Here is a 24,069-nt window from a genome sequence, read left to right on the forward strand (position 1 = left end):
GTTCGTCAGAGGTGGGGGGTATTGCCACAAGTGTCAATGCAGCGGGGACGTTTCCCTTCGCCAGATCACAACCGGTTGACCACCTTCTGCGCGCATCGCTTGGTAAATTAACGCGCTCTGTGTTTGGGGCAGGTTTAACATTGCCTCGACCAACGCATCAACATTGGTGGCATCCATCGGAATTTGCACCTCTGATCCGAGGCTATCGCGCAAAATCCACAGACGCGAAAGCGGTCGGTCGTGGTATGGCTGCGCCGCTGAAACGAGCTGCGTTGGAGACGCGATCCAAATGTCCGTCAAATCATCAAGCGACACGGCCCCGCCACCAAACGCAGAAAGATACGTTACTTGTCTTTCATCAATCTCGACAACGCCTTGGCCAGTGTCATTTGCTCTTAGGCCAATCCGGCGCACTGTCGTGACGAAATAGGTCACGCCAATGGCAACAACCGCTGTACCGATGACCTGAAAAAACAAACCACCGCGCGAAAACACCAACGCCCCGAACAGGGTGACGCCAGCGTAGATCAGGGGCGCGCGGCATTTCAGCAGACCCTCGGCGACTTCAGCTCGCACAAACGCCATCACCAGTCTCCTTGGGTTGTTTGCCATAAGGTCAACGCTGCAACCGCAGCCGTATCTGCCCGCAAAATGCGTGGTCCTAGGCTTGCCTGCGTCACATAAGGTTTTGCGCCAAGAAGCTCGCGCTCCGCTTGGGAAAACCCGCCTTCTGGGCCGATCAAGATTGCCCATTTGTCGTGACTGGCCTCGGCGAACACGGCCTGCGCACCGACCAAAGCCTCGTCACAAAACAACAGTTTGCGGTCTTCCGGCCAAGCCGCCAAAACCTTTGTGAGTTTAGCCAACGGATCAACCGGAGGCACATAGGTGCCGCCGCATTGCTCTGCCGCCTCGACCGCATGTGCGACTAGTTTTTCGTGCCTGACGCGGTCCGAATTGGTAAACTCGGTCTGGACCGGCATAATCCGCGCGGCGCCCATTTCAGTCGCTTTCTCAACGATGAAATCTGTCCGCGCCTTTTTGATCGGCGCAAACATCAGCCAAACATCAGGCGGCAACTGCAACGGTTTGCTCTGAGCCTCGCACACAAGAATGCCCTTGCGTTTGCCCGCCTCGACAACCCGTGCATCCCATTCTCCATCACGACCATTAAAGAGCGATAGGACTTCGTCCACACCCTTGCGCATCACACCAAAGAGGTAGTGCGCCTGCTCCTTTGTCAGAAGCACGGATTGCCCTGCCCCCAAATCGTGATCTACATACAGTCGTATCTTGCTAGCCATGAGGCCAACTTATGTCCCAGAACACGTCGACACCAGAGCCAACCGGCCAAGTTGCTGATGCGGTCAGCGGAAATTGGGTCGACACACGCGCGCCTGAATGGACCCGCCCCTATTTGCGGCTGTCTCGCGCCGATAGACCTATCGGGACGTGGTTGCTGCTGTTGCCATGCTGGTGGGGGCTCGTTCTAGCGATGCTCGCAAGTGGCCGCGCGACGTGGTTCGATCTCTGGATCGCTGTCGGCTGCGCAATCGGCGCGTTTCTGATGCGAGGGGCTGGTTGTACGTGGAATGATCTAGCCGACCGAGACATCGACGCCCAAGTGGCCAGAACTCAGTCGCGGCCACTGCCCTCTGGTGCAGTCAGCACCAAGGGCGCGTTTGTATGGCTTGGCCTACAATGCGCGGTCTCGTTGGGAATTCTGCTCACGTTCAATTGGATGGCCATCGGCTTGGGTGTTCTGTCGCTGATCCCAGTGGCGATCTATCCGTTTGCCAAACGATTTACATGGTGGCCGCAGGTGTTCTTGGGTTTGGCATTCAATTGGGGCGCTTTGCTTGCTTGGTCCGCACACAGCGGATCACTTGGATGGCCAGCGGTCGCACTGTATTTGGCGGGCATTGCTTGGACCCTGTTCTATGACACGATCTATGCGCATCAAGACACCGAAGACGACGCGTTGATAGGAGTGAAATCAACCGCGCAACTGTTCGGCGAACGCACGCCCAGCTGGCTCAGGTTCTTTTTGATGACGACAGTCACGCTGTTTGGTGTCGCAGCTCTGATGGCGACAGCCGAACGTTCAGTCCTATCACTGGTCATCGCTTTGGGTGGGCCGTGGGCGATGGGCTGGCACCTCGCATGGCAACTGCGTTGCTTCGATGCAGATGATTCTCCGATTTTGCTGAAACTATTTCGTTCGAACCGCGACGCAGGGCTGATTCCTCTGCTGTTTTTCGCCATTGCTTCGTTCGTTTGATTGCGCCAGCCACCACAAGCCCGTAACAAGGTGTGACCACTACGGAATTCTATCGTTATGCGCCTGTCATCCTTGTTCATCGTTCTCGCCACCTTTGCCTTGGCCAGCGTAGCTTCGGTGCTTGCTGCTCGTACAGCAGTCGCCGTGGTCGAGGACCGGTCGGTCATCGCTGTTCGGTCCCAGTTGGATCTGAACGGATATGAATGGGCCAACGTCCAAGGTGACGGTCTCCAAGTTATCCTGGAGGGCGAAGCCCCAGACGAAGCGTCGCGCATTCGTGCTGTTTCATCCGCAGGTCAAATCGTTGACGCGGCTCGGATCATCAACGGAATGGACGTCACTGCGACGACCCAAATCGCGGCACCACGTTTTTCGATCGAAATGCTGCGCAATGACAGCGGCGTGTCGTTGATCGGTTTGGTCCCTGCTGCGGTTGATAGAGACGCAATTAGCGAACGGATCACAGTACTGGCTGATGGATCGGCCGTGACGGACCTGTTGGAAACCGCTGACTATCCTGTGCCAGATGGCTGGTCCGAAGCGCTCAGCTTTGGTTTGCGGGCATTGGGCGAATTGCCGCGTTCCAAGATTTCGGTCGATGCAGAACGTGTTGCGATCACCGCGACCAGCGATAGCCCAGAGCAAAAGCGCACGTTTGAAAATTCGCTGTCACGCCGCCGTCCTGGCAACGTACGTGTCGAGCTTAATATCTCGGCGCCCCGCCCCGTCATAACGCCGTTCACATTGCGCTATACGATTGACGAAACAGGCGGGCATTTTGACTCTTGCTCGGCGGACACTCAGGAAACCGCAGATCGCATTCTCGCAGCCGCCCGCAGCGCTGGCCTGAATGCCGACGCAAACTGTACCTTGGGATTGGGTGCGCCATCCAAGACATGGGCCGAAGCCGCAGAGATGTCGATCGCATCGATCTCTGAATTGGGCGGTGGCTCTGTCACATTCTCGGATGCCGACATCACCCTGATCGCCCCCGAGGGTACAGCACAGGGATTGTTTGACCGCGTTGTTGGTGAATTGGAAAACGAACTGCCACCAGTGTTTGCTGTGTTCGCGGTTTTGCCAGAAGCCCCAGACGCCGACGACCAAGGCCCTCCAGAATTCACGGCGATTCGCAGCCCCGAAGGTTTGGTTCAGCTGCGCGGCCGCGTCAAAGACGACCTAATGAACACCGCTGCAGAAAACTATGCCAAGGCCCGTCTCAGGATCAGCGATGTCACTATGGGCACACGATTGGATGGCGATCTGCCGGCGAACTGGTCAGTACGGGTCCTTGCCGGCATCGAAGCCTTGGCGGAGCTTAGCAATGGCGCTGTTGTGGTTCAGCCGGATGTGGTGACTGTCCGCGGGAACACTGGCAACCAAGGCGCTACAGCCAAAATCTCTCAACTCTTGTCTGAAAAGTTAGGAGAGGCCGAGGATTTCCGGATCGACGTGAAGTACGTTGAACAGCTCGACCCTATTGCGGCGCTGCCGTCTCCAGAAGAATGCATCGAACAGATCCAAGCGGCGACGTCCAACGCCAAAATCACGTTTGAGCCTGGTTCGGCCAATATCGACGCGGGTGCACGTAGCACCGTGGACCAGATTGCGGAAATCCTTCAGCGATGCACAAGCACCAAGATCGAGATCGCTGGGTATACGGACAGCCAAGGTCGCGAAGTCATGAACCAACAGCTAAGCCAGCAACGTGCAGAGGCTGTTTTGACCGCTTTGCGCGCGCGCCGTGTCCCAACCAGCGCATTTACTGCAATTGGCTATGGCGAAGAGAGCCCAATTGCGGATAATGAGACAGAAGACGGCCGCGAAGCGAACCGCCGGATCGAATTCAAATTGATCCAGCCTGCTCCGACCGAAGAAACGACAACAGCCTTGGAAGAGTTGGAAAACGCATCCGAGGCCGAAGAAAGCGACACGACTTCCGATGAACAGAACTGAATTTATCATCGCCACTGCGATCATCCTGTTCATCGCGTTTTGTTTGGGTTGGTTCGCCAATTGGCTGATCCACCGCTTTACGCGGGTTTCCCAATCCGACATCGGCGAGCTTGATAAGATGGCGCAATCCTTGCACGAGGCCGAAGAGACCCGTGACCAAGCGATCACCTATCTGCAGCAACGCGAAGCCGAGATCACCAACCAGCTCAGCCAAACCGAAGCAGAGCTGCGTGCGGCGATGGATGGTTTGCGTGACGCGCGCCAAGAGGCCGAAGAACTACGGTCCTACATCGAGCGTCAAAACGCAGGCTAATCTTGGGTCCAACGGGCGAGGTCATCCTCGTCTTGGTCTTTGGCTGCGACCCACTCGGCACCTGATGCTGTGACTTCTTTTTTCCAGAACGGTGCGCGGGATTTCAGGTAATCCATCAAGAAGTCCGCGCTCTCAAATGCCGCTCGGCGGTGGCGGCTGGCTGTGGCCACCATCATGATCTGCTCGTCCGGTGCGAGACGTCCAAACCGGTGGATCACCAAAACCTCAGCGAGGTCCCAACGGCTCCGCGCGTCGTCACACAATGCCTCAATCGCGCTTTGGGTCATTGCTGGATAATGTTCGATTTTCATGTGGCGCATGTCGTCCGCGGCCGTATCACGGACAATACCGGTAAAGCTGACAACCGCACCTGCGCCAACCGCGGTTTGGGTGAACTGGTTTAACTCGGCGCCTGCGTCAAAGGCTTCCGACTGAACGCGCACGACCATCTCAGCCGCCTGTCATTGGAGGAAAGAATGCGACTTCACGAACACCGTCGAGAGCGCTGCTAAAATCAGCCAACTCTTGATCTAACGCGACCCGCAAGGCGGATGTGTCCTGAAACGCGGCCGCATACCGCTCTTCCTTGGCACTGAGCTCTGACACGAGGTCCGCAACCGTTGTTGCATTGGTTTCAATCTGCTCGGATGGCAGGCCAATCCGCTCGCGGACCCATGCGAAATAGACGACATTCATGGTCATGCCTCGCGCAGGTGAGGCATCGCTTTGCGAAGATAATCGATACCAGTGATCAATGTCAGGAATGCCGCAATCCACAGCAACGCTGTGCCGCCGTACCAGCATGCGTCCCAGCCCATCGACAGCCAGCGCAGTCCCAGTTCATCTTCGATTTGACCATCGAGAATGGCCTGCTGCATTTCAGGCGTCATGCCGAGAGACCGATCAATCAGGTAATGCTCGAACGCGCCTTTGGCAAAGAGCACCGCAATCGCAACCATCTGTGCAGTCGTTTTCCACTTGGCGAGTGTGGTCACTTTGAGCGTTCCTGCAGTGTCACCTAGGAATTCACGCAGGCCCGACACAAAAATCTCGCGGAAAATTATCACCGTAGCGGGCAACAATATCCAAGGCGTCATGCCGGAAAATCCGGTGATGACGATCAATGCGATCACGACCATCGCCTTGTCCGCGATGGGGTCCAGCATCGCACCAAACTTGCTCTCTTGTTTCCAAGCGCGGGCCAAATACCCATCAACCCAGTCGGTCAGAGCCGCCACAATGAACAGCGTCAACGCAAACCAATCCGCAAGCGGACGGTTAAAGTAGAGAAACATCACGACAACACCGGGGGCCGCAGCCAACCGGAGCACTGTGAGGATATTAGGTAAGTTCCATTTCATGCGCCGATCCTAGAACGTCCCGCAGGGCATGACCAGACGAACTCAGGCTTAGACGAGAAGAACTCATCAGATTGTGAGCAATGATCCGCTATCCACGCTCATGAAAATAGTCATAGATCGTTTCGGCCATCGCACTGGAAATCCCGTCTACCGCTTTGAGATCGGCGAGGTTCGCGCGTCCCACCGCCTTGGCCGACCCAAAATGTGCCAACAACGCCCGTTTACGTGTCGCACCAACGCCAGGCACATCATCAAGGGGCGTCGCACCAATCGCCTTGGACCGCTTGGCACGGTGTGTCCCAATCGCAAACCTGTGGGCCTCATCGCGCATACGCTGGATGAAATAGAGCACGGGATCATTGTGGCGCAGCGCCATGACCTGCTTGCCTGTGCGGTGAAATTCTTCTTTGCCAGCGTCGCGGTCTTCCCCCTTGGCAACCCCCACCATCGCGAGATCGTCGACACCCATTTCCGTCATGATCTGGCGAACAGCACTGACCTGCCCGGCACCACCGTCGATCAACAACAGGTCGGGCCACATACTCTTTTCTTTGTCTGGGTCTTCCTTCAGCAATCGTTTGAAGCGGCGCATCAGCACCTCTTTCATCATGCCAAAATCATCACCGGGGGTTAGTTCGTCGCCTCGAATGTTGAATTTGCGATACTGGTTTTTCTCAAACCCATCCGGACCTGCGACAATCATCGCACCGACAGCATGTGCTCCCTGAATATGCGAGTTGTCGTAGACCTCGATACGTTTCGGCGGTTCAGCCAAATCAAACGCATCTGCGACACCCTTTAACAGTTTGGTTTGGGTGGCCGTCTCTGACATTTTCCTTGCGAGGCTCTCGCGGGCATTTCGCATGGCACCGCCAACGAGATCCGCCTTCTCGCCTCGTTGAGGGACAGCGACATCTACTTTGCGGCCTGCCTTTTGGGACAGCGCATCAATGACCAAATCCTCGTCATCCAAACCGTGGCTCATCAAAACAGCCTTGGGTGGCTCACGATCTGAATAGAACTGCAAAACAAACGCCTGCATGACTTCGGCCGCATCAACATCATCCCCGACCCGTGGATAATAGTCGCGGTTGCCCCAGTTCTGATTGGCGCGGATAAAAAACACCTGAACACAGGCCTGTCCGTTCTGCATGTGCAGCGCAATAATGTCAGCTTCGGCCACACCCTGCGGGTTGATGCCTTGCTGGGTCTGCATCTGTGTCATCGCACGGATGCGGTCGCGAAGCGCTGCGGCGCGCTCAAACTCCATGTTCTCGGATGCTTCGGCCATATCCTTGGCCAACTGTCCTTGAACCGACGTTGATTTCCCCGACAAAAACCGCGACGCATCATCGACCAGTTTCGCATAATCATCTGGCTCGATCAGCCCGACACATGGGCCCGCACACCGCTTGATTTGATAGAGCAAACAGGGCCTCGTCCGAGACTCGAATGTCGCGTCGGTACAGGTCCGCAACAAGAATACCTTTTGCAATTGATTGAGCGATCGGTTCACCGCCCCTGCGCTGGCAAAGGGGCCATAGTAGCTGCCCTTTTGCTTTTTGGCGCCGCGGTGTTTCTTGATCTGTGGGAACGCGTGATCTTTGGTGACAAGGATATTTGGAAAACTCTTGTCGTCCCGCAACAGCACATTGAATTTCGGCTTGAGCTGCTTGATCAAGTTCTGTTCAAGCAACAGCGCCTCGGTTTCTGTCTTGGTCGTCAGAAACATCATCGCCGCTGTATTTCGGATCATCCGGTCGATCCGCGCACTATGGCCGCTGGGCCGTGCGTAGTTGGACACCCTCGCCTTGAGATTGCGCGCCTTGCCGACGTATAGGACCCGCGCCTGCTCATCCAGCATGCGGTACACCCCCGGCGAGCTATCCAGCGTCTTGAGATAGGCCGCGATGCACTCGTGCCCCTTTAGCCCAGATGCAAAGTTGGCCTGTTCGGCTGAAAGGTTGTTGTTATGAGACATGCGACCTCAGAGCTGTGATTCTGGTGCTTCTGCGCATCTTAGTGCGCTTCGGACAAGAGAAAAGCTGTCCACGTTTCTGTGGATAACTCCGTGGGGAACTTTGATCTGACACCGATTATCCCATGTTTTTTAGGCCCTTGACTAGTCTGCACAAAAAATAGGCACAATAATAATTCATTGTTTTCAAACGATATTTTATTGAATTTTTACAAACCTTTGATTTTATTAGGTTTTGTTAAAAAAGCGTTACCGTAGCATCCAGCAGGTGCACAACTTGGGCGCTAGACCCACAACCACAGTCGCCAACGTCCGTTTCTAGCCGATCAACACCGATACGAGGCGTTAGACCAACACGCTGACGATATAGATGACATAGAGGGCCGACAGAGCAATGCCCCACCCACGGGTAATGTCCTGGCGAAAGAAGACAAACGGAAGCAAAAGCAGCGATGCACCGAGCATGATCCACAAATCAAAGCGCAAGAAGCCCGGATCAACTGGGATTGGACCAACAAGGGACGCCACGCCAGTGATCGCCAGCAAGTTGAACATGTTTGATCCAATGACGTTACCCAGCGCCACATCGGCCTGACGCCGGATCGCGGCAACGACTGTGGTCGCCAACTCGGGCAATGATGTCCCGACGGCAACAAGGGTCAGGCCAATGACCGTTTCGCTCATCCCAAAGGTGCGGGCGATGTTAACCGATCCGTCGACCAACAGGCTAGCGCCAAGTGGCAACCCGATCATACCCAACACCAAGAACATAGCGATGCGCCAACCCGGAAGCTGGGGATCTGCGCCCTCAACGTCATCCTCTTGATCCGCAAGACCTTTGCAAGATTTCCGGTGCGACTTAGCATCCATCAACGCGGTGAAAATCATGAACGCGAGACCCGTCAAAAGGATCAAACCATGCCACCACGTGATCGGTCCAAAGAAACACAGAACGATGAACAGAACCGATGCAATGAGCATCTGAACATAGGATTTTCGTGTGCTGCACTCGCTCGTGTGGAGCGTGGCAAGCAGCGCCGGAATGCCTAACACAAGCAATACGTTTGCAGTGTTCGATCCAACAACATTACCCAACGCAATCCCTGGCACACCTTCGGTGATGGCTTGGATCGCGACCAGGAGTTCGGGGGCTGAAGTGCCAAAGGCCACGATCGTCAAAGAGACGATCAACGCAGGCACACCCAACCGAAGACTAAGGTTAACCGCACCTTTTACCAACGCATCACCAGCCAAAAGCAAGATCACCAACCCCAACGAAACAGAGATCCAATCCTGTAGAGGACCCTGCGGTAGAAAATCCATCATGAGAGCCTCGATTTGCAGGGACAGGGGCCGCGACCAATGCGGTAGCGTCCACAGGATTTACATTTTGCATCGGCCAACCGCTGTTGCCCAGGGAATTTGAATTTCCCAAACATAGCGAGCACGCCGATAAACACCAGAAAGAGTGATACGATCTTAAAGATCACCTAGAGCCCAAAACGTGCGTAAGCCGCACGCTCCTCAAGACCATCATACGTACCCTGAACCAACTGAGCGCCGAACCGTTGGAACAGCGAACGTTTGCGGTCGAACGAACGGAATTTCACGTCTTCGCCGAACCGGTCCTTCATAACAGGAACCAAATGACCAACAGCATCGGCCAGTCCAACCTCGATTGAGGCGGCCCCGACCCAAATTTCGCCGGTGAACAAATCCTGCGTTTCATCCAACTTGCCCGCACGACGCTCGGACACATGGGACTTAAAGCTATTGTGAATCTGCTCAAGCATCCCCTTGAGACGCTTCACATCAGCAGGTTTTTCAGCTTGGAACGGGTCCAACATGCTCTTGGATTTGCCAGCTGTATAGACGCGACGCTCGACACCATAGCGACCGATGGCTTCGTTCAAACCAAATCCCGCCGAAATCACACCGATCGAACCGACAACAGATGATGGATCTACGAAAATCTCATCAGCCGCAGACGCGAGCCAGTACCCGCCAGAGGCCGCCACGTCCTCGACAAAGGCAAAGACAGGGATGTCTTTTTCTTGGGACAGACGGCGGATGCGGGCACCGATTAATGACGATTGAACCGGGCTGCCGCCGGGCGAATTGATGACCAATGCAACAGCGCTTGGTTTGCCCTTGGAAAAGGCTTTTTTAAGAAGCGGTGCAAGCGATGCATCGTCCAATCCGCGCCCGCCGGATGTTATGACGCCTTGGAGGCGGACAACCGAAACGGACGGCTTGGTTTTGCGAAACGGGATCCAGTTTTTCATAGCGCAAGATGTAGGCGTCCGGTGGCGTCGGGACAAGATGGGACGCAACGGGACGGCTGCTTTGGTGTCAATATTGCACACTCTTTATTGGCGGATGCGCCACCCAGTGCGGAAAATCCATCCGATAAAGGCAAGGCAGAGTGCGGTGAACAGCGAGATGGCAAACAGACTGATGCCAATGCTAACGTCTGCCTGATCAAAGAAGGCCCACCGGAAACCCGAAATCAAATAGACGACTGGATTGAACATTGCGATGTTTTGCCAAATGCCGGGAAGCATCGAAATCGAATAAAAGCTGCCACCTAGAAATACGAGAGGTGTAATGATCAAGAGGGGGATCAGCTGAAGCTGTTCGAAATTCTGCGCCCAAATACCGATGATGAAGCCCAGCAAACTGAAGCTAAGACAGGTCAGGATAAGAAAGGCCAACATCGCAATCGGATGCGCGATGGTGAGATCGACAAAGAAAAACGCAGTACCCAAAATGACCAAGCCAATGAACAACGCTTTGGTTGCCGCAGCCCCCACATAACCGATCACGATCTCCAGAAAACTGACGGGCGCCGAGAGCACCTCGTAGATGGTGCCCAAAAATTTGGGAAAATAAATGCCAAAGGATGCGTTCGCCGTCGCTTGGGTCATGACCGACAACATAATCAACCCCGGTACGATGAAAGCGCCATAAGAGATGCCTTCAACCTGGTCAATTCGACTGCCGATCGCGGCTCCGAACACAACAAAGTAGAGAGCCGTCGAAATCACCGGCGAGATAAAGCTCTGGGTCAGTGTGCGAAAGAAACGCGCCATTTCAAAGAGATAGATGGACCGTATCGCCTGAACGTTCATGACTTGTCCTTTACGAGCCCGACAAAGATATCCTCGAGCGAGCTTTGTTCAGTTTGAATGTCTTTGAGGATCAGGCCGTTTGCCTGCAGATCGTTGAGCAGCTTGGTAATGCCCGTGCGGTCAGCGCGTGTGTCGTAGGTATAGATCAGCGACTGAACATCCTCGCCCAAGGTCATTTTATAGGGCGCCAATTCGGCTGGAATTTTTGTGCATGGTTCTGCCAGCTCAATCCGCAACGACTTTTGCCCCATCTGAGCCATCAGATCAGATTTGTCCTGAACCAACAGGATCTCACCGGCACTGATTACACCAACGCGGTCAGCGATCGCTTCGGCCTCTTCGATATAGTGGGTCGTCAGAATGATCGTGACACCGTCCGCTTTTAGATCAGAAACGGTATCCCACATGTCTTTGCGTAGTTCGACATCCACACCGGCTGTGGGTTCGTCGAGAAAGAGAACACGGGGTTCATGGCTCAGTGCTTTGGCGATCAACACTCGGCGCTTCATTCCACCTGACAGCGTCATGATCTTGCTGTTCTTCTTGTCCTTCAGAGACAATTTTTCGAGCAAACGGTCGAGGTAATCTTCGTTTGGCGGCTTGCCAAACAGACCACGGGAAAATCGAACAGTGTTCATAACCGTTTCAAAAGGTTCGAGGTTGATCTCTTGGGGCACTAGACCGATGAGACGGCGCGCGGCACGGTAGTCCGTTACGACGTCATGCCCACCTACAGTGATGCGACCGCCTGTTGGCGTGGTGATCCCACAAATGGTCGAAATGAGGGTCGTTTTGCCTGCACCATTGGGACCAAGCAGTGCCAGAACTTCAGCCTCGGCGATGTCCAAATTCACTCGTTTGAGCGCTTCAAATTCGGCGCCGTATCGTTTGTTCAAATTCTTGACGGATACGAATGCTGTCATCTCAACCCCTATGTGTTGTTCCCCTGATAGCCTCCTCTCGCCTCTAGTGAAACCAACATGTTGTAATGCCGTGCTGTTACGCTGACTGCAGGGTCTCAAAATCAAGATACCTACATGACGCATTTTAGGCTAAACTGTACCGAATTTCATCTTTCACGGGTTCCAGTATGTTCTATTTTGCGTTTTGTTGTGTGGCTCTTCTGGGCCTTTTTGGGATTAAAAAGAAGTGGGCTCAGCGTACAGTCCATTCCTATCAGGTTTGGAAATTCCGCGATAAACGTCAGCCCTATCCTCAACATATCGAACCAAGCCTGACCATTTCGTCTGTTGACGGTTATGCAGTTTGGGAAGAGCCTGATCGGGGGAAAGGAATGCTCCTGCAAATCGGCAAGAGCGGGAAACGCGATTCCACTGTGACGGGCGTTTGGTGGTTAGACGAAAACCTGTTCATTGCGGCGCACCGCAACGGTTGCAGGATTGCGATTTTTGACAAAAGATCCATGGATGAACCAATCTGGAAAATGCCGGTGGATCATTTGTCGGATGATATTGCCACCAAACAGACAGGCCCCAATCGTTGGGAGGTTCTGGTGAGCGGCTGTTGGGCCTGTGTCTATACCAAGATCGAGCTCACACGATCTAACGAAACCGGCTTCTCTGGGACTGTGATTGAAGTGCTCGAACACGAACAACGTGATTTCTGCCATGGCGTTGCCTACGATCCAGCCGGCCAACAATGTTATTCGATCCATACGGGATTAGATCCACGCATTGCAATCGGATCTCAGGTCACCCGACTACCCGCGCCGTGGGGCGCGCGCGACATTTGTTTTGACGCCAAACGCGACCGCTATCTGGCTGTTGCAGTTTCTTCGAACCCCAAACGCAGATCATATTCTGAGGTAACCGGCAGCCTTTGGACGTTGGCCAAGGGCGCATCCGAATGGTCCTGCTTGGGAGTTTATCCAGGTGTCCATTCAGACGCACTTGATGTTCTAGGTGACGAGATTTGGATGCCCGATCAATCCAAGAATTCAGTCCTTGCAGTTGATGCATCGACCGGCGAAATGCGTACTGCGTATGATGGCGATGCCGTCGACTTTCCCCATGGGATTGCAGTCTCGCCCGTCGGTGACATTGCACTGACCAACTACGGGTCCAGCAGCGTGACCGTGTTCAAAGCCACAGGATAGCGCGCAGATCAGAAATCTCCGTTCAGAGCGTCCTCTCGCGGTTATCCGCACTCTTTGTCAGAGCTCGCGGGAGGACTTTGCGACCATAAGCCGTAGGCTATTGTCCTTTTTCACACCCAGCCCATCCCCTTGTTTTTCGGCCTTGCTTACGCAGCGTCATTTGTGCGGCGCTGGTTTTTGATTTGGGTAGGAGAGAGTGCGCGTGGGATGTTTCGTGGGTAGACGGCATTGATTATCGTCACCTCCGAGGGGAGATGCCGCTGAGTGCCTGTCATGTTGGGTGTTTTGCTTTGGTTGCGGGAGCCCGAGCTGGACGCTGGCGAACGACGGTGAGGTGCCCATGAGCAGCCAATTACCATCATAGACGTCTCTCTCCTTCTTTCTTTACAATCCTCAACATTCCGGAGCGACAGCGGAAGCCGGACGTACATCATCACCGCAAGACGAATGATATCAGGGCTAGTTTTAAAATAGCTATATGGATCTGGTTTTCATCCGGCGATGTTGCGAGACTACCCTGCCCACCTCAAGATGGTTTGCTCTGACACTGCCGGGTGGTCCACTTCAAGGGGGGCGGCTCAGCTTCGGGCATGGTATATGGAAACCGGCCGTTACAGGGGCTACAATATGTATCGGATTAGCGGTCAAAACCTGATCGACATGGGCGTTCGTTCGTTCTGAGCAACACTTGCTTTGCGCGCTCTAACCGTTTACGTAGCGATGGCTTTTTTGATCTTAATCTTTGAGGTTCAGGTGTGCCCTGCCATAAGGCTAAGTCATATCTCAATCTGCCGTTTAATATCCAATGGTCTCTGTTGCAAAAAACGGGCTCTGTAGGATTCACGATATAAATCCAGCGTGATAGCTGGCCGATATGAGCAGCTGGACACCTGTCCGTCATCATATAGTTTGAGACAGAAGGCGTTTTGACTTTGAGGGGTCATCGCTCATCTGTGTTTAGTTAAGCAGCGGATTTAGCGTGCTGCAAGCGCCTTAGCTTCATGGTCCTCCTTTTTGTCTTCTCCCGTTCAAGCAGGATTGTGTGGCCTCTGCCTGTGTAAACATCGGCGGGTGTGACGTTGTTCAGGCTCTCGTGGTAACGCTGGTGGTTATAATGTCCGACGAAGGCCGCGATGTGCGCTTCGAGATCACCTGGCAAGAAGTAGTTTTCCAGCAGAATGCGGTTCTTCAATGTCTGGTGCCATCGCTCAATCTTGCCCTGCGTTTGCGGATGATAAGGCGCGCCGCGAGTGTGCGTCATCCCTTTGTCTTCCAGATATTCAGCTAGATCACCCGAGATGTAACATGGTCCGTTGTCGGACAGCAGGCGGGGACGATGTACCACATTTGCCTGATCCAACCCTGTTGCTTCCAAAGCTTGGTTCAACGTGTCCTGAACGTCCGATACAGCCATGCCGGTACAAAGCTTCCACGTGATAATGTAGCGACTGTAATCATCAAGGATCGTGCTGAGATAGAACCAACCCCAACCGATAACCTTGAGATAAGTGAAGTCTGTCTGCCAAAGCTGATTGGGTGCCGTGGTCTTGTCCCGGAACTCACTCGCCGCTTTCATGACAATGAAGGCTGGGCTGGTGATCAGATCGTGGGATCGCAAAAGCCTATAAACACTGGCTTCAGAGATGAAGTAGCTGCGCTCGTCGGTGAAGGTCACAGCCAGTTCTCATGGGCTTAGTTCTGGCCTTGCCAATGCCATATCCAACATTGCCTGGCGCACCTTGTCCGGAATGCTGTTCCAGACGTGACCGGGGTGAGATTTGAGATCCTCGAGACCGGCCTCTCCACGCTGCAAGTATCGATCATACCACCGATAGTAAGTTGGGCGCGATACGCCCAACTTGTCCAACGTGCGTTTGACAGGCAGATGTGATCCCTCGACCAGCTTGATGATCTCTAGCTTTTCTGATGCAGGATATCTCATTCTGGGTCGCCCCCATCCCAGAGCATGCTTTTTTTGAGAAGACGCAGTTCCAACGTTTGTTCGGCAACAACCTCTTTCAAATCGCGTGCCTCACGCTTCAAGCCCGTGACTTCGCTGGATGTTGCTTGGCGGGTTGTATCGCCAGCCAGACGCTTCTTTCCGGCCTCCATGAAGTCCTTTGACCAATTGTAATACAGGCTCTCGGCAATCCCTTCGCGACGACAAAGCTCAGAGATCGAAATCTCTCCTCGCAAGCCATCTAAAACGATCCGGATCTTCTCTTGCGCAGAGAATTGCCGACGCGTCTTGCGCTTGATCTCTTTAACGTGTTTGTCGGCCGATCCATTCAGCCCTGTCTTCGTTCTCATCTCGTATCATTTCAAGGATTACGATGAGCCGAAAACTCTCGTTAAGCAAAACTGCCGCTCTGCCTCAAAGCCCGTGACGGGATACATGGCAGCCTGCGAGACGAACCGCTAAACGAAGAATGGTTCGACGGCCTAGATGACGCACGAAAAAAGTTAGCCCTCTGGCGATACGATTACAACCAAGTCAGGCCACACTCATCGCTGGACAATCAAACGCCCGCTGAAGCGCGGCGCGCGCTTGAGCAATTTGAGGGCTCCGCGCACGCCGCGCGTGCCCAAACTGAAACCGAGGAATATGAAATCCAGACCCGCAAACTCTCGTTATGAATAAGGGAGCCTCGGCGGGCAGGTCACACCCATTGAGGTTTTGAAGGAGTGTGTCTAAAAGAACGGTGAGGAAACCTTTTTCACTTGGCTCATTAATGTCCCAGACCTCAACAAAAAAAACCAAAGTCGCCATCGGTGTCATCACCAAGGGGCGACCTGACATGTTGTTAGTTCTCTTGACGTCTTATGCGGCGCTGACGTGTCCCAAAGGGTTTGTTTTTGAATTTTTTATTGTGGAAAACGATGCAAACCCACAACTTGACGATGTGATTGCGGATTTTCGAATTAAAACCAAGTGCGACGTCAACTATACTCAAGAGGGTGAGCCGGGTATTCCTTTTGCCCGCAACGCCGTTATGCAGTTGGCCCATGCAAGTGGTGCGAAGTATCTTCTGTTCGCTGATGATGATGAGCGTGTGCCGACGGATTGGGCGGCAGAATTGATCGGTGTTATGGAGGAACATCGTCTTGATTTGGTCGGCGGTCCGTTGCGGATAGAAGCCAAAACGGCATTGCAAACATCGAGGCAGAGAGCAGTACTTGCGTTTCTTCAAAAGAAAGCCCGAAGAAGCGAATTAGCGCGCGCTGAGAAGCTGGGCCGTGACCATCTATATTCTGGTGAAATCTACACAAACAATTGGGCCGTGCGACTGGATTTTGTTTGCAAGCATGACCTTTGGTTTGACAAAGAACTACGTTTCACAGGAGGCTCTGACACTGCATTTAGTCTGGCAGCGCGACGGCTTGGGGCCACGATTGGCTGGGCGCCGAATGCGGTGGTCTATGATCGCATCCCACCCCAACGATTAACTTTGAACTATCATTACAGACGGACGCGTGACCAGACGCGTAATGGCTTTTTGCTACGGGGCAAAAGTCAGTGGGACGTGCCTCTCTTTGTAATGGCACGCAGCGTTGAAGCGCTAAGTGCTCTTGCGTCTGCCGTTTTTCTGGGTCAGGTTGGCTGTGTCAAAGCCGTGAATAAATTTGCCCAAGCGGTGGGGCGGATCAGAGGCGGCTTTGGCGAAAAAAGCACACTATACGCACCAGAAAATAGCATAAAATAAATTAGGGCCTGTCGACATTCAGGATTCCCATTTGGTTTGACCTCTGATCCAAGATTAATTGCCTGACGTCAGCACCCGCTGGACAGATTTGAGCATTTGAATAACGGAGGATTTCTGGTTCATCTTATCGATTAGGAGATCGAGATGACGAAGAAGCCAAAGACATCGAAGGATGCAGCCGACAAGTTGTGAAGAACATCCGCCGCAAGACACGCCAGACTTATTCATCCGAGGAGAAGATCCGCATTGTACTGGCGGGGCTGTGTCGAGAGGAAAGTATCTCACTTTTGTGTCGTCGTGAGGGGATTGCGGTAAGCCTTTATTATAGCTGGTCGAAGGAATTCGTCGAAACTGGCAAGCGCCGTCTGTCTGGCGACACGTCACGCCAAGCCACCTCATCAGAGGTGAAAGACCTGCGTTCGGAGTCGCTGGCGCTGAAAGAATGCGTAACTGATCTGACGCTTAAGAACCGCCTGCTCAAAAAAGCATGACAGGCAGTGGGGTGTATGAGGAATGAGAAATCCCGGTTCGGAGAAACTGGAGATCATTTGAGTACCTACGCCGAATAGCTATTTAACCAAAGGTGTGCTGAATGTCATTGAGAACTGACCCGGTATTGTCACCGAGATTTGACCCGCTCTTAGTTGTGTATCGGCAGCTATGCTTTGGTCAATGTGGTGGCCTCCTTTGTGGTTTTCTTTGCAGCCTCTGAACTGGCTTTGAAGCGATAACTGTCGTTGCCAGTTTCTAGGATGTGACAGCGATGTGTGAGGCGATCCAGCAGCGCTGTTGTCATCTTTGCGTCACCAAAGACCTACGCCCATTCACTGAAGCTGAGGTTGGTCGTGATAACGACGCTGGTGCGCTCATAGAGTTTGCTCAGAAGGTGGAACAGCAGTGCGCCGCCAGACCGGCTGAACGGCAGGTAGCCAAGCTCGTCGAGGATGACGAGGTCGATCTTGGTGAGCATCTCAGCAATCTTCCCAGCCTTCCCGAGGGCCTTTTCGTACTCCAACGCGTTGACCAGTTCGACGGTTGAGTAGAAGCGCACCTTGCGCCTGTGATGTTCGATCGCCTGCACGCCGATAGCTGTAGCGACATGGCTTTTGCCGGTGCCAGGTCCGCCAATCAGAACAACGTTTTCTGCGTTCTCTATGAACTCGCCGCGATGCAATTGCCGGACTGTGGCTTCGTTGATGTCGCTTGAGGCGAAGTCAAAGCCTGCGAGGTCCTTGTAGGATGGGAAGCGCGCCACCTTGGTGTGATAGGCAATCGACCGCACCTCCCGTTCGGCCATTTCCGCCTTGAGCAGTTGGGACACATCGGAGTGGCTGCCTCAAACGCTGGAGAGCCCTGAGCGACTAGATCGTCAACCGCATGCGCCATGCCATGCAGCTTGAGACTGCGCAGCATGATGATAATGGAAGCTCCTGCAGGATCATGACGCATTGCGCTTCTCCCCTGTCTGTCTGAGGTCGTCATAGCGATCTACGTTTGCCTTCGGCGCGGTTTCCAAAGCCAAGGCGTCTGGTGGATCGATCTCTGGGTGATCTGTCTGCTTTGGATCGACCAGCCTATGCAGCAGGGTTCAGGATATGCGTCTTGGTCGGCACACCAGCTTCCAAAGCTAATTTCACAGCTCTCAGCACAGCGTCTTCGTTGTGATGTAGAACCAAGGACAGGATATCGACCATTTCCCTGTCACCGCCATCCTTACGCAGCATGTGATCCTGCAGCTGGCGGAAGGTGTTGGGCATCTCTGTAAACGGCGCACCATTGCGTAATGCACCGGGTTTGCGCTGGATGACCGCCAAATAATGGCGCCAATCATAGATGACTTTGCCAGGCTTGCTGTGGGATCGATCAATGATGCGCTCATGCGAACAAACGGTTTGTCCCTCTGCAACAATGACCAACCTCTCCGGGTAAAAACGAAGGCTGACAGGGCGGTTCGCAAAGCTGGCAGGCACGCTGTAAGGGTTGCGCTCGAAAGTGATCAAGCATGTTGGTGACACGCGCTTGCTGTGTTCGACAAATCCGTCAAAGGCTGGTGGCAGAACCATCAGCACAGACCTCTCGGCTTCCCAAGCGTCAGCGATAGAACCAGACAACTCTCGATGCGCCGTTTCTGACCAAAGCGCGATGCAGCGATCCTCAAGCCATTGGTTCAGTTCACCCAGATCCTTGAAGACAGGCATAACTTGCCGAAGGCGGTTCCGCGCATCCCGGACGTTCTTCTCAACCTGACCCTTCTCCCACCCTGCTGCTGGATTGCAGAACTCAGGCTCAAAGACGTAATGGCTGGCCATGGATTGGAACCGCGCGTTAACATCGCGCTGCTTGCCGCGACCAACACGGTCGACCGCAGTCTTCATATTGTCATAGATGCCACGCCCTGGAATACCGCCGAACACACGGAAGGCATGCCAGTGGGCATCGAACAGCATCTCATGTGTCTGCAAAGGATAGGCCCGGACAATGAAGGCACGGCTGTGCGACAGCTTGCTGTGTGCAACTTGCAGTTTGACGCGTTCACCGCCAATCGTGGCCCAGTCTTCGCTCCAATCAAACTGGAACGCTTCTCCGGGTTGGAACACCAACGGTACAAATGTGCCGCGCCCCGTTGTTTGCTCGGCACGATGCCGATCAGCCCGCCACGCGCGCGCAAAGGCTGCGACACGTTCTAGGACCCATCGTAGCCAAGCTTAACTAAGTCCTCATACAACAGCTTAACGTTGCGCCGCTCTTTGCGAGACTTCCGCGTTTGCGCCAAAAGCCACGCAGACAACCGATCCGCATAAGGATCCAACTTTCTCGGACGTCGTGGCGTCTCGAACCTCGGCTCTACAGCATCTTCGCGGAGATACTTCTTGATGGTGTTGCGAGACAGCCCAGTGCGCCGCGCAATCTCTCGTATTGGCATTTTGTCACGCAATGCCCAGCGTCGAATAACACTCAAAAATCCCATGTCGATCACTCCATGTCCCCCTGACCAAAGCCGTCAGGGCAATGTGTTCACATGGGTCAATTCTCAGTGACAATTTATGGGGCTACCGGGTCAGTTCTCAATGACATTCAACAGCATAGGCCTGTTTCTTGATCCAGAACCCAGCGCTGAATGGAAATGTCCTTTCCTTAAAATCAATGCGAGGAGAAATAAGGCCATTAGGCAGAGCTCTCGTTTCAGTGCGCACTTCAGATGCAAGGCCACTTGGCTCTTTGACGAAAGTCTTGATGAAAAACCGAAATCCGCCTTCGCTTGCACCTCTTGGGTGAGGACCTTAGCGCAATGGCCCTCGATTATTTCGTCATCGTCATCAAAAAAGAACAACACTTCGCCTTGCGCCGCCTCGCCTCCCCGGTTGCGGGAAGGCGACCCACCGCCCCCCAATGCTGTTGGGTTTCTTAAGTGGCGTACGTGATAGAACTCTGGGTCCGACAGGGTCAGCTCGGCTGGAGTGTCACTGGCATCATCAACCACGATAACCTCGCCGTTGCGGTCAGCAGCCTGCCAAAGCCGAGACAACAGCGCGACGAAGGAGTTTAGGTCGATTAAACGTCGGTATGATGATAGAATATCTAATCATTTCAACGGCTTCCCATGCCCCTCAATGCTGTACTATGCTGCTGGACTGTTTGAAGGCCATACTAACTCATCAACATTTGCCTGAACCGCGCGGCATTGCGAAACTGCTTCCATGAGTGTTGGGAAAAATCTTCGGCAACCTGCCCACCGTCTGAACGGATCCGGCTTGCTCGGACGTTCAATTTTCCAACTCTAACTCCGCTCTGCGACAGCGCGTAGCGGGTCAATCGTTCAGAATGAATTTTAATGTTCAATTCATGACAAAACGGTAGCGCTTGATCCAGCCGATTCCCGTATGCCTTTATTGCTGAATCTCCAGCACATATTGCAAAGCGGTCGTTGTAGCCACCTTGATGCCTTTGCCATTGAGGCAGCATCACTTTAGGTTGAGTCGAAGCAAGTGCCCTCTGGATGCCAGTACGCATACTGTCGTGATATAGAAGATCGGGTCGGCAAAATATGACGATATCGGGCTTCATCTTTAAAGCAAGACGCGTCGCCGCCTTCAAGGAATAAAGTTGATGCAATAAGTTTGAGACCGACTTAAAATCGTCGCCCCAGTGATCCCCGAAAGATTTTATTAGTTCGAAACCCGCTCCTTCTAAAACCGTGTTTGGCTTAGAGAATTCGATTTGATCAGGCTCGAGAAGTTTGTATTCTTCAGGATCGAGTAATCCTTTTTCGCCGCTGCGCGGATTGTTGATCGTCGACTGATGAAAAAAGTGACAACAGACGAAGACATCGCCGTAGCCACGCGCAGAGGCAAAAATATTGCTACGAATAGAGTCGATTGTGTAGCTGAGCGATCTTGTGATTCCGAAGAATGCTACGGAAATTCTAGGCGCAGGCAGCATACAATTCCTCCATGTCCACACGAATCGATATGGCAACCCGCGCTAAAAAAATCAATCGGGGATATATCATTTTCCAACTGATGCTCCAGACTGTTACTAAGTCACTTTGGGCCTGTCGCGGTTTGATGCCGCTCCTTTGATAGCATTTACTGCAACAAAGGAGATTGACTATGGGACAGAAACGGACGGACGAATTCCGCCATGATGCGGTGCGTATCGCGCGGACCAGTGGGCTAACGCGTAAGCAGGTGGCTGATGATTTGGGTGTCGAGATGTCGACGCTGAACAAATGGATCACAGCGCACCGAGATACAGATGTAGTTTCGAAAGAGGATTTGAGCCTCGCCCAAGAGAATGACCGGCTCCGGCGCGAGAACCGCATTCTCAAGGAGGAGAGGGAGATCTTAAAAAAAGCAACGCAGTTCTTCGCGAGCCAAAAGCCATGAGGTTCAGGTTCATTGAAGAACACGCGGGGACTTTCGAAACGGCGCGTCTTTGCAAGGTCATGGATGTCAGTTCACGTGGTTTACATGCGTTCCGCAATCGACCGGCCAGTCGCAGACGGCGGTCTGATTTGGTCACGCTGGCCCACATCAAGGAGCAGTCCCGTCTCAGTCTGGGCAGTTATGGCCGGCCACGCATGACCGAAGAACTGAAAGAGATCGGCTTGGATGTCGGTCACCGTCGTGTCGGACGTTTGATGCGTCAGAACGGCATATCTGTTGTGAGAACGCGCAAACACAAGGTCACAACCAACAGCGATCAAAAGTTCAACATTGCCACGAACCTGTTGGATCGCGACTTCAACGCCGACAAGCCCAATCAAAAATGGGCTGGCGATATCAGCTATGTCTGGACACGCGAGGGGTGGCTTTATTTCGCGGTGATCCTGGACCTGCATTCCCGTCGTGTCATTGGATGGGCTGTAAGCAACCGGATGAAACGTGACCTGGCGATCCGGGCGTTGAAAATGGCAATCGCGTTCCGACAACCACCCAAGGACTGCATTCATCACACGGATCTCGGGTCGCAATATTGTTCGCACGACTACCAGAAGATCCTGCGCCAGAACGTGTTCAAGGTGTCGATGAGCGGCAAGGGTAACTGCTATGACAACGCGGCAGTCGAAACCTTCTTCAAAACGATCAAGTCAGAACTGATTTGGCGGCATTCATGGGAAACACGGCGGAAGGCAGAGATGGCGATCTTTGAATACATTAACGGGTTCTACAATCCGCGCCGCCGACACTCAGCATTAGGCTGGAAAGCCCGGTCGCTTTTGAACGGAAGGTGGCTTAAACGAGCACTTGGGGCGGCACAAAAGCGTGACAGGTCCAGTCTACGCCGCGCATGTCAGAAAGCTGGAAACGATTCTCGCAGAAACCGACTTAGTCATCCACGCGCGCGATATTCTGCGGGCTCTGGTCGAACCCATCAGCGTCGAGGAAGTGGAGGACGGTGGTCACTTTGTGGGGATCGAGGGAGATTTAAAAAAGTTCCCAATGACATACCCAAAGCCCCCCGAAGGACGGCTTTGCAAACAAAAGTTCGATAGGTTTGGTTGTGGGAGCGCGATTTGGGCGATGGCGTGAGGTGGAAAACTTTGAATCTGGCACCTACAAAGCCAGAGTCAGGACCAGAGCTCAAAAACCTATCAAACATTCAGACCATCAAGCTGATCTAGCAGCTTCGCAGTTCAATGGTATTGCAAATCGACTGCTGCGCCTTGTATCTGAGCGGCGACTAGTGGGCACTGGTTTTTCAGCTTGACGGTTTGAAAGTTGAAGGTTCGGGAGAACAGGTTTTCTATACGGATTCTGAGCAAGTTTCGGACGCAAAAAACTGGTCAGAGCGGATAAGCCATTTGGTCCTGAATAGCAGGCAAAGCAAAACGCGAGGCTTTATGGCGCATACATCTAATAGGATATTGGTTTTTGGTAAAACCGGACAGGTTGCCACGGAGTTGCGGCAGCGGGCAGGCACCAATTGTCTGGGGCGGGCAGACGCCGATCTGAGCGACCCTGCCGCCTGCGCCGCCACGATCCGCGCGCATCACCCGACAGCGGTGATCAACGCCGCCGCCTTTACCGCCGTCGACCAGGCCGAGGCCGAAGAACCCCTGGCCCATGTCATCAACGCCGAGGCCCCCAGCGCCATGGCCCTCGCCTGTGCCGAACTAGGCATCCCGTTTCTGCATATCTCAACCGATTACGTGTTTGATGGCAGCGGCACCGCCCCCTGGAACCCCAGTGATGCGACCAGCCCCCAAAACGCCTATGGCCGGACCAAGCTGGCAGGCGAAGTGGCGGTGCGGGCCGCAGGCGGCACGCATGCGATCCTGCGCACCTCTTGGGTGTTTTCGGCCCATGGGGCGAATTTCGTGAAAACCATGCTACGCCTGTCAGAGACCCGCGATGCGCTGAACGTCGTGCATGACCAGATCGGCGGACCCACACCGGCGGCGGACATTGCCGATGCGCTGTTAATCATGGCCCGGGCGATGATCGAAGGTGCTACGGACGCCACTGGAGGCACCGCGAGCACTTATCATTATGCCGGCAACCCGGCGACATCCTGGGAAAATTTCGCGAGCGAAATATTTGGGACGGCGGGTCGCCCAGTATCGGTGACGGGGATACCCACGGCAGACTACCCTACCCCGGCGGCGCGACCGCTGAATTCGCGGCTGGATTGCGCCTCACTTCAGGCGGATTTCGGCATTAGCCCGCCAGACTGGCGCGCTGCGCTGGCCGACATTATACCAACGCTGATTGCACAGGAATAACATT

18 protein-coding genes and 7 pseudogenes are annotated in these 24,069 nt (G+C 53.8%); 9 read left to right on the forward strand and 16 right to left on the reverse strand.

The window, feature by feature from the left end; all coding sequences use genetic code 11:
- Positions 1-33: 33 nt before the first annotated feature.
- Together TR2A62_RS10360 and TR2A62_RS10365 are read right to left on the reverse strand one after the other, a co-directional pair.
- Positions 34-585 carry a hypothetical protein gene (locus tag TR2A62_RS10360; RefSeq protein WP_009158288.1) on the reverse strand — a complete coding sequence of 184 codons (552 nt, stop codon included), beginning with the start codon at positions 583-585 and terminating at the stop codon, positions 34-36.
- The gene (locus tag TR2A62_RS10365; protein WP_009160747.1) at positions 585-1,304 is read right to left on the reverse strand and encodes a 16S rRNA (uracil(1498)-N(3))-methyltransferase; all 720 of its coding nucleotides are present in this window, start codon (positions 1,302-1,304) and stop codon (positions 585-587) included. The genes TR2A62_RS10360 and TR2A62_RS10365 overlap by 1 nt, the downstream gene beginning before the upstream one ends.
- A gap of 11 nt (positions 1,305-1,315) precedes the next feature.
- Between TR2A62_RS10365 and ubiA the strand changes: the two genes are divergently transcribed.
- Genes ubiA through TR2A62_RS10380 form a run of 3 tightly spaced genes read left to right on the forward strand, consistent with a single transcriptional unit; the run spans position 1,316 to position 4,550 of the window.
- A complete protein-coding gene (gene ubiA, locus TR2A62_RS10370; protein WP_009157581.1) occupies positions 1,316-2,281 on the forward strand; it encodes a 4-hydroxybenzoate octaprenyltransferase in 966 nt (321 codons plus the stop codon).
- 57 nt (positions 2,282-2,338) lie between these two features.
- Positions 2,339-4,237: an OmpA family protein gene (locus TR2A62_RS10375; protein ID WP_009159773.1), complete on the forward strand. Its 1,899-nt coding sequence runs from the start codon at positions 2,339-2,341 to the stop codon at positions 4,235-4,237.
- On the forward strand, positions 4,224-4,550 hold the full coding sequence (locus TR2A62_RS10380) for a hypothetical protein (protein ID WP_009158654.1): 327 nt from the start codon (positions 4,224-4,226) through the stop codon (positions 4,548-4,550). Before TR2A62_RS10375 ends, TR2A62_RS10380 begins: the two co-directional genes overlap by 14 nt.
- Here TR2A62_RS10380 and TR2A62_RS10385 read toward each other — a convergent pair.
- The 8 genes from TR2A62_RS10385 to TR2A62_RS10420 all read right to left on the reverse strand — a co-directional run bounded on the left by TR2A62_RS10385 (position 4,547) and on the right by TR2A62_RS10420 (position 11,943).
- Entirely contained in the window at positions 4,547-4,999 is a 453-nt protein-coding gene (locus TR2A62_RS10385) for a molybdenum cofactor biosynthesis protein MoaE (RefSeq protein WP_009159195.1), read from the reverse strand. The genes TR2A62_RS10380 and TR2A62_RS10385 overlap by 4 nt on opposite strands.
- A 1-nt stretch (position 5,000) precedes the next feature.
- Positions 5,001-5,246 (reverse strand): molybdopterin converting factor subunit 1, encoded by a 246-nt coding sequence (gene moaD, locus TR2A62_RS10390; protein WP_009160187.1) that lies wholly within the window; start codon positions 5,244-5,246, stop codon positions 5,001-5,003.
- A gap of 2 nt (positions 5,247-5,248) precedes the next feature.
- Positions 5,249-5,911 carry a CDP-diacylglycerol--glycerol-3-phosphate 3-phosphatidyltransferase gene (gene pgsA / locus TR2A62_RS10395; protein ID WP_009159223.1) on the reverse strand — a complete coding sequence of 221 codons (663 nt, stop codon included), beginning with the start codon at positions 5,909-5,911 and terminating at the stop codon, positions 5,249-5,251.
- Positions 5,912-5,999: 88 nt separating this feature from the next.
- On the reverse strand, positions 6,000-7,892 hold the full coding sequence (uvrC, locus tag TR2A62_RS10400; protein ID WP_009159036.1) for an excinuclease ABC subunit UvrC: 1,893 nt from the start codon (positions 7,890-7,892) through the stop codon (positions 6,000-6,002).
- 342 nt (positions 7,893-8,234) lie between these two features.
- Positions 8,235-9,215 (reverse strand): calcium/sodium antiporter, encoded by a 981-nt coding sequence (locus tag TR2A62_RS10405; RefSeq protein ID WP_009158062.1) that lies wholly within the window; start codon positions 9,213-9,215, stop codon positions 8,235-8,237.
- A 164-nt stretch (positions 9,216-9,379) separates the two neighbouring features.
- Positions 9,380-10,174 (reverse strand): S49 family peptidase, encoded by a 795-nt coding sequence (locus TR2A62_RS10410; RefSeq protein ID WP_009159490.1) that lies wholly within the window; start codon positions 10,172-10,174, stop codon positions 9,380-9,382.
- Positions 10,175-10,258: 84 nt separating this feature from the next.
- Entirely contained in the window at positions 10,259-11,020 is a 762-nt protein-coding gene (locus tag TR2A62_RS10415; protein WP_009160284.1) for an ABC transporter permease, read from the reverse strand.
- A complete protein-coding gene (locus TR2A62_RS10420) occupies positions 11,017-11,943 on the reverse strand; it encodes an ABC transporter ATP-binding protein (RefSeq protein ID WP_009159458.1) in 927 nt (308 codons plus the stop codon). Before TR2A62_RS10420 ends, TR2A62_RS10415 begins: the two co-directional genes overlap by 4 nt.
- Positions 11,944-12,314: 371 nt before the next feature.
- On the opposite strand from TR2A62_RS10420, the gene TR2A62_RS10425 reads away from it, so the two are divergent.
- Positions 12,315-13,136, forward strand: coding sequence for a hypothetical protein (locus tag TR2A62_RS10425; RefSeq protein ID WP_150103481.1), 822 nt, complete (start codon positions 12,315-12,317; stop codon positions 13,134-13,136).
- A gap of 374 nt (positions 13,137-13,510) precedes the next feature.
- Here TR2A62_RS10425 and TR2A62_RS19145 read toward each other — a convergent pair.
- A pseudogene (locus TR2A62_RS19145) lies at positions 13,511-13,588 on the reverse strand (IS6 family transposase); the annotation flags it as partial.
- 509 nt (positions 13,589-14,097) lie between these two features.
- Positions 14,098-15,446, reverse strand: a pseudogene (locus TR2A62_RS10430) (IS3 family transposase).
- Positions 15,447-15,521: 75 nt separating this feature from the next.
- Here TR2A62_RS10430 and TR2A62_RS18165 point away from each other — a divergent pair.
- From TR2A62_RS18165 to TR2A62_RS10445, 3 genes and pseudogenes are all read left to right on the forward strand, one after another.
- A pseudogene (locus TR2A62_RS18165) lies at positions 15,522-15,773 on the forward strand (transposase); the annotation flags it as partial.
- A 50-nt stretch (positions 15,774-15,823) separates the two neighbouring features.
- Positions 15,824-16,840, forward strand: coding sequence for a glycosyltransferase family 2 protein (locus TR2A62_RS10440; protein WP_150103483.1), 1,017 nt, complete (start codon positions 15,824-15,826; stop codon positions 16,838-16,840).
- A 164-nt stretch (positions 16,841-17,004) separates the two neighbouring features.
- Positions 17,005-17,347: pseudogene (locus tag TR2A62_RS10445) on the forward strand (transposase); the annotation flags it as partial.
- Positions 17,348-17,498: 151 nt separating this feature from the next.
- On the opposite strand, the pseudogene istB reads toward TR2A62_RS10445, so the two are convergent.
- The 4 genes and pseudogenes from istB to TR2A62_RS10465 all read right to left on the reverse strand — a co-directional run bounded on the left by istB (position 17,499) and on the right by TR2A62_RS10465 (position 21,280).
- Positions 17,499-18,289: pseudogene (gene istB, locus TR2A62_RS10450) on the reverse strand (IS21-like element helper ATPase IstB).
- Positions 18,279-19,808 (reverse strand): annotated as a pseudogene (gene istA / locus TR2A62_RS10455) (IS21 family transposase). Before istA ends, istB begins: the two co-directional pseudogenes overlap by 11 nt.
- Positions 19,809-19,898: 90 nt before the next feature.
- On the reverse strand, positions 19,899-20,366 hold the full coding sequence (locus TR2A62_RS17635; protein WP_050761076.1) for a glycosyltransferase family 2 protein: 468 nt from the start codon (positions 20,364-20,366) through the stop codon (positions 19,899-19,901).
- 122 nt (positions 20,367-20,488) lie between these two features.
- Positions 20,489-21,280 carry a hypothetical protein gene (locus tag TR2A62_RS10465; RefSeq protein ID WP_009160463.1) on the reverse strand — a complete coding sequence of 264 codons (792 nt, stop codon included), beginning with the start codon at positions 21,278-21,280 and terminating at the stop codon, positions 20,489-20,491.
- Positions 21,281-21,450: 170 nt separating this feature from the next.
- On the opposite strand from TR2A62_RS10465, the pseudogene TR2A62_RS18170 reads away from it, so the two are divergent.
- Together TR2A62_RS18170 and rfbD are read left to right on the forward strand one after the other, a co-directional pair.
- Positions 21,451-22,579: pseudogene (locus TR2A62_RS18170) on the forward strand (IS3 family transposase).
- Positions 22,580-23,183: 604 nt separating this feature from the next.
- Positions 23,184-24,065 carry a dTDP-4-dehydrorhamnose reductase gene (gene rfbD / locus TR2A62_RS10485; RefSeq protein ID WP_009159557.1) on the forward strand — a complete coding sequence of 294 codons (882 nt, stop codon included), beginning with the start codon at positions 23,184-23,186 and terminating at the stop codon, positions 24,063-24,065.
- The last annotated feature ends 4 nt before the right edge of the window (positions 24,066-24,069 follow it).

This window comes from Thalassobium sp. R2A62 (assembly GCF_000161835.1).
GTDB lineage: Bacteria > Pseudomonadota > Alphaproteobacteria > Rhodobacterales > Rhodobacteraceae > Thalassobium.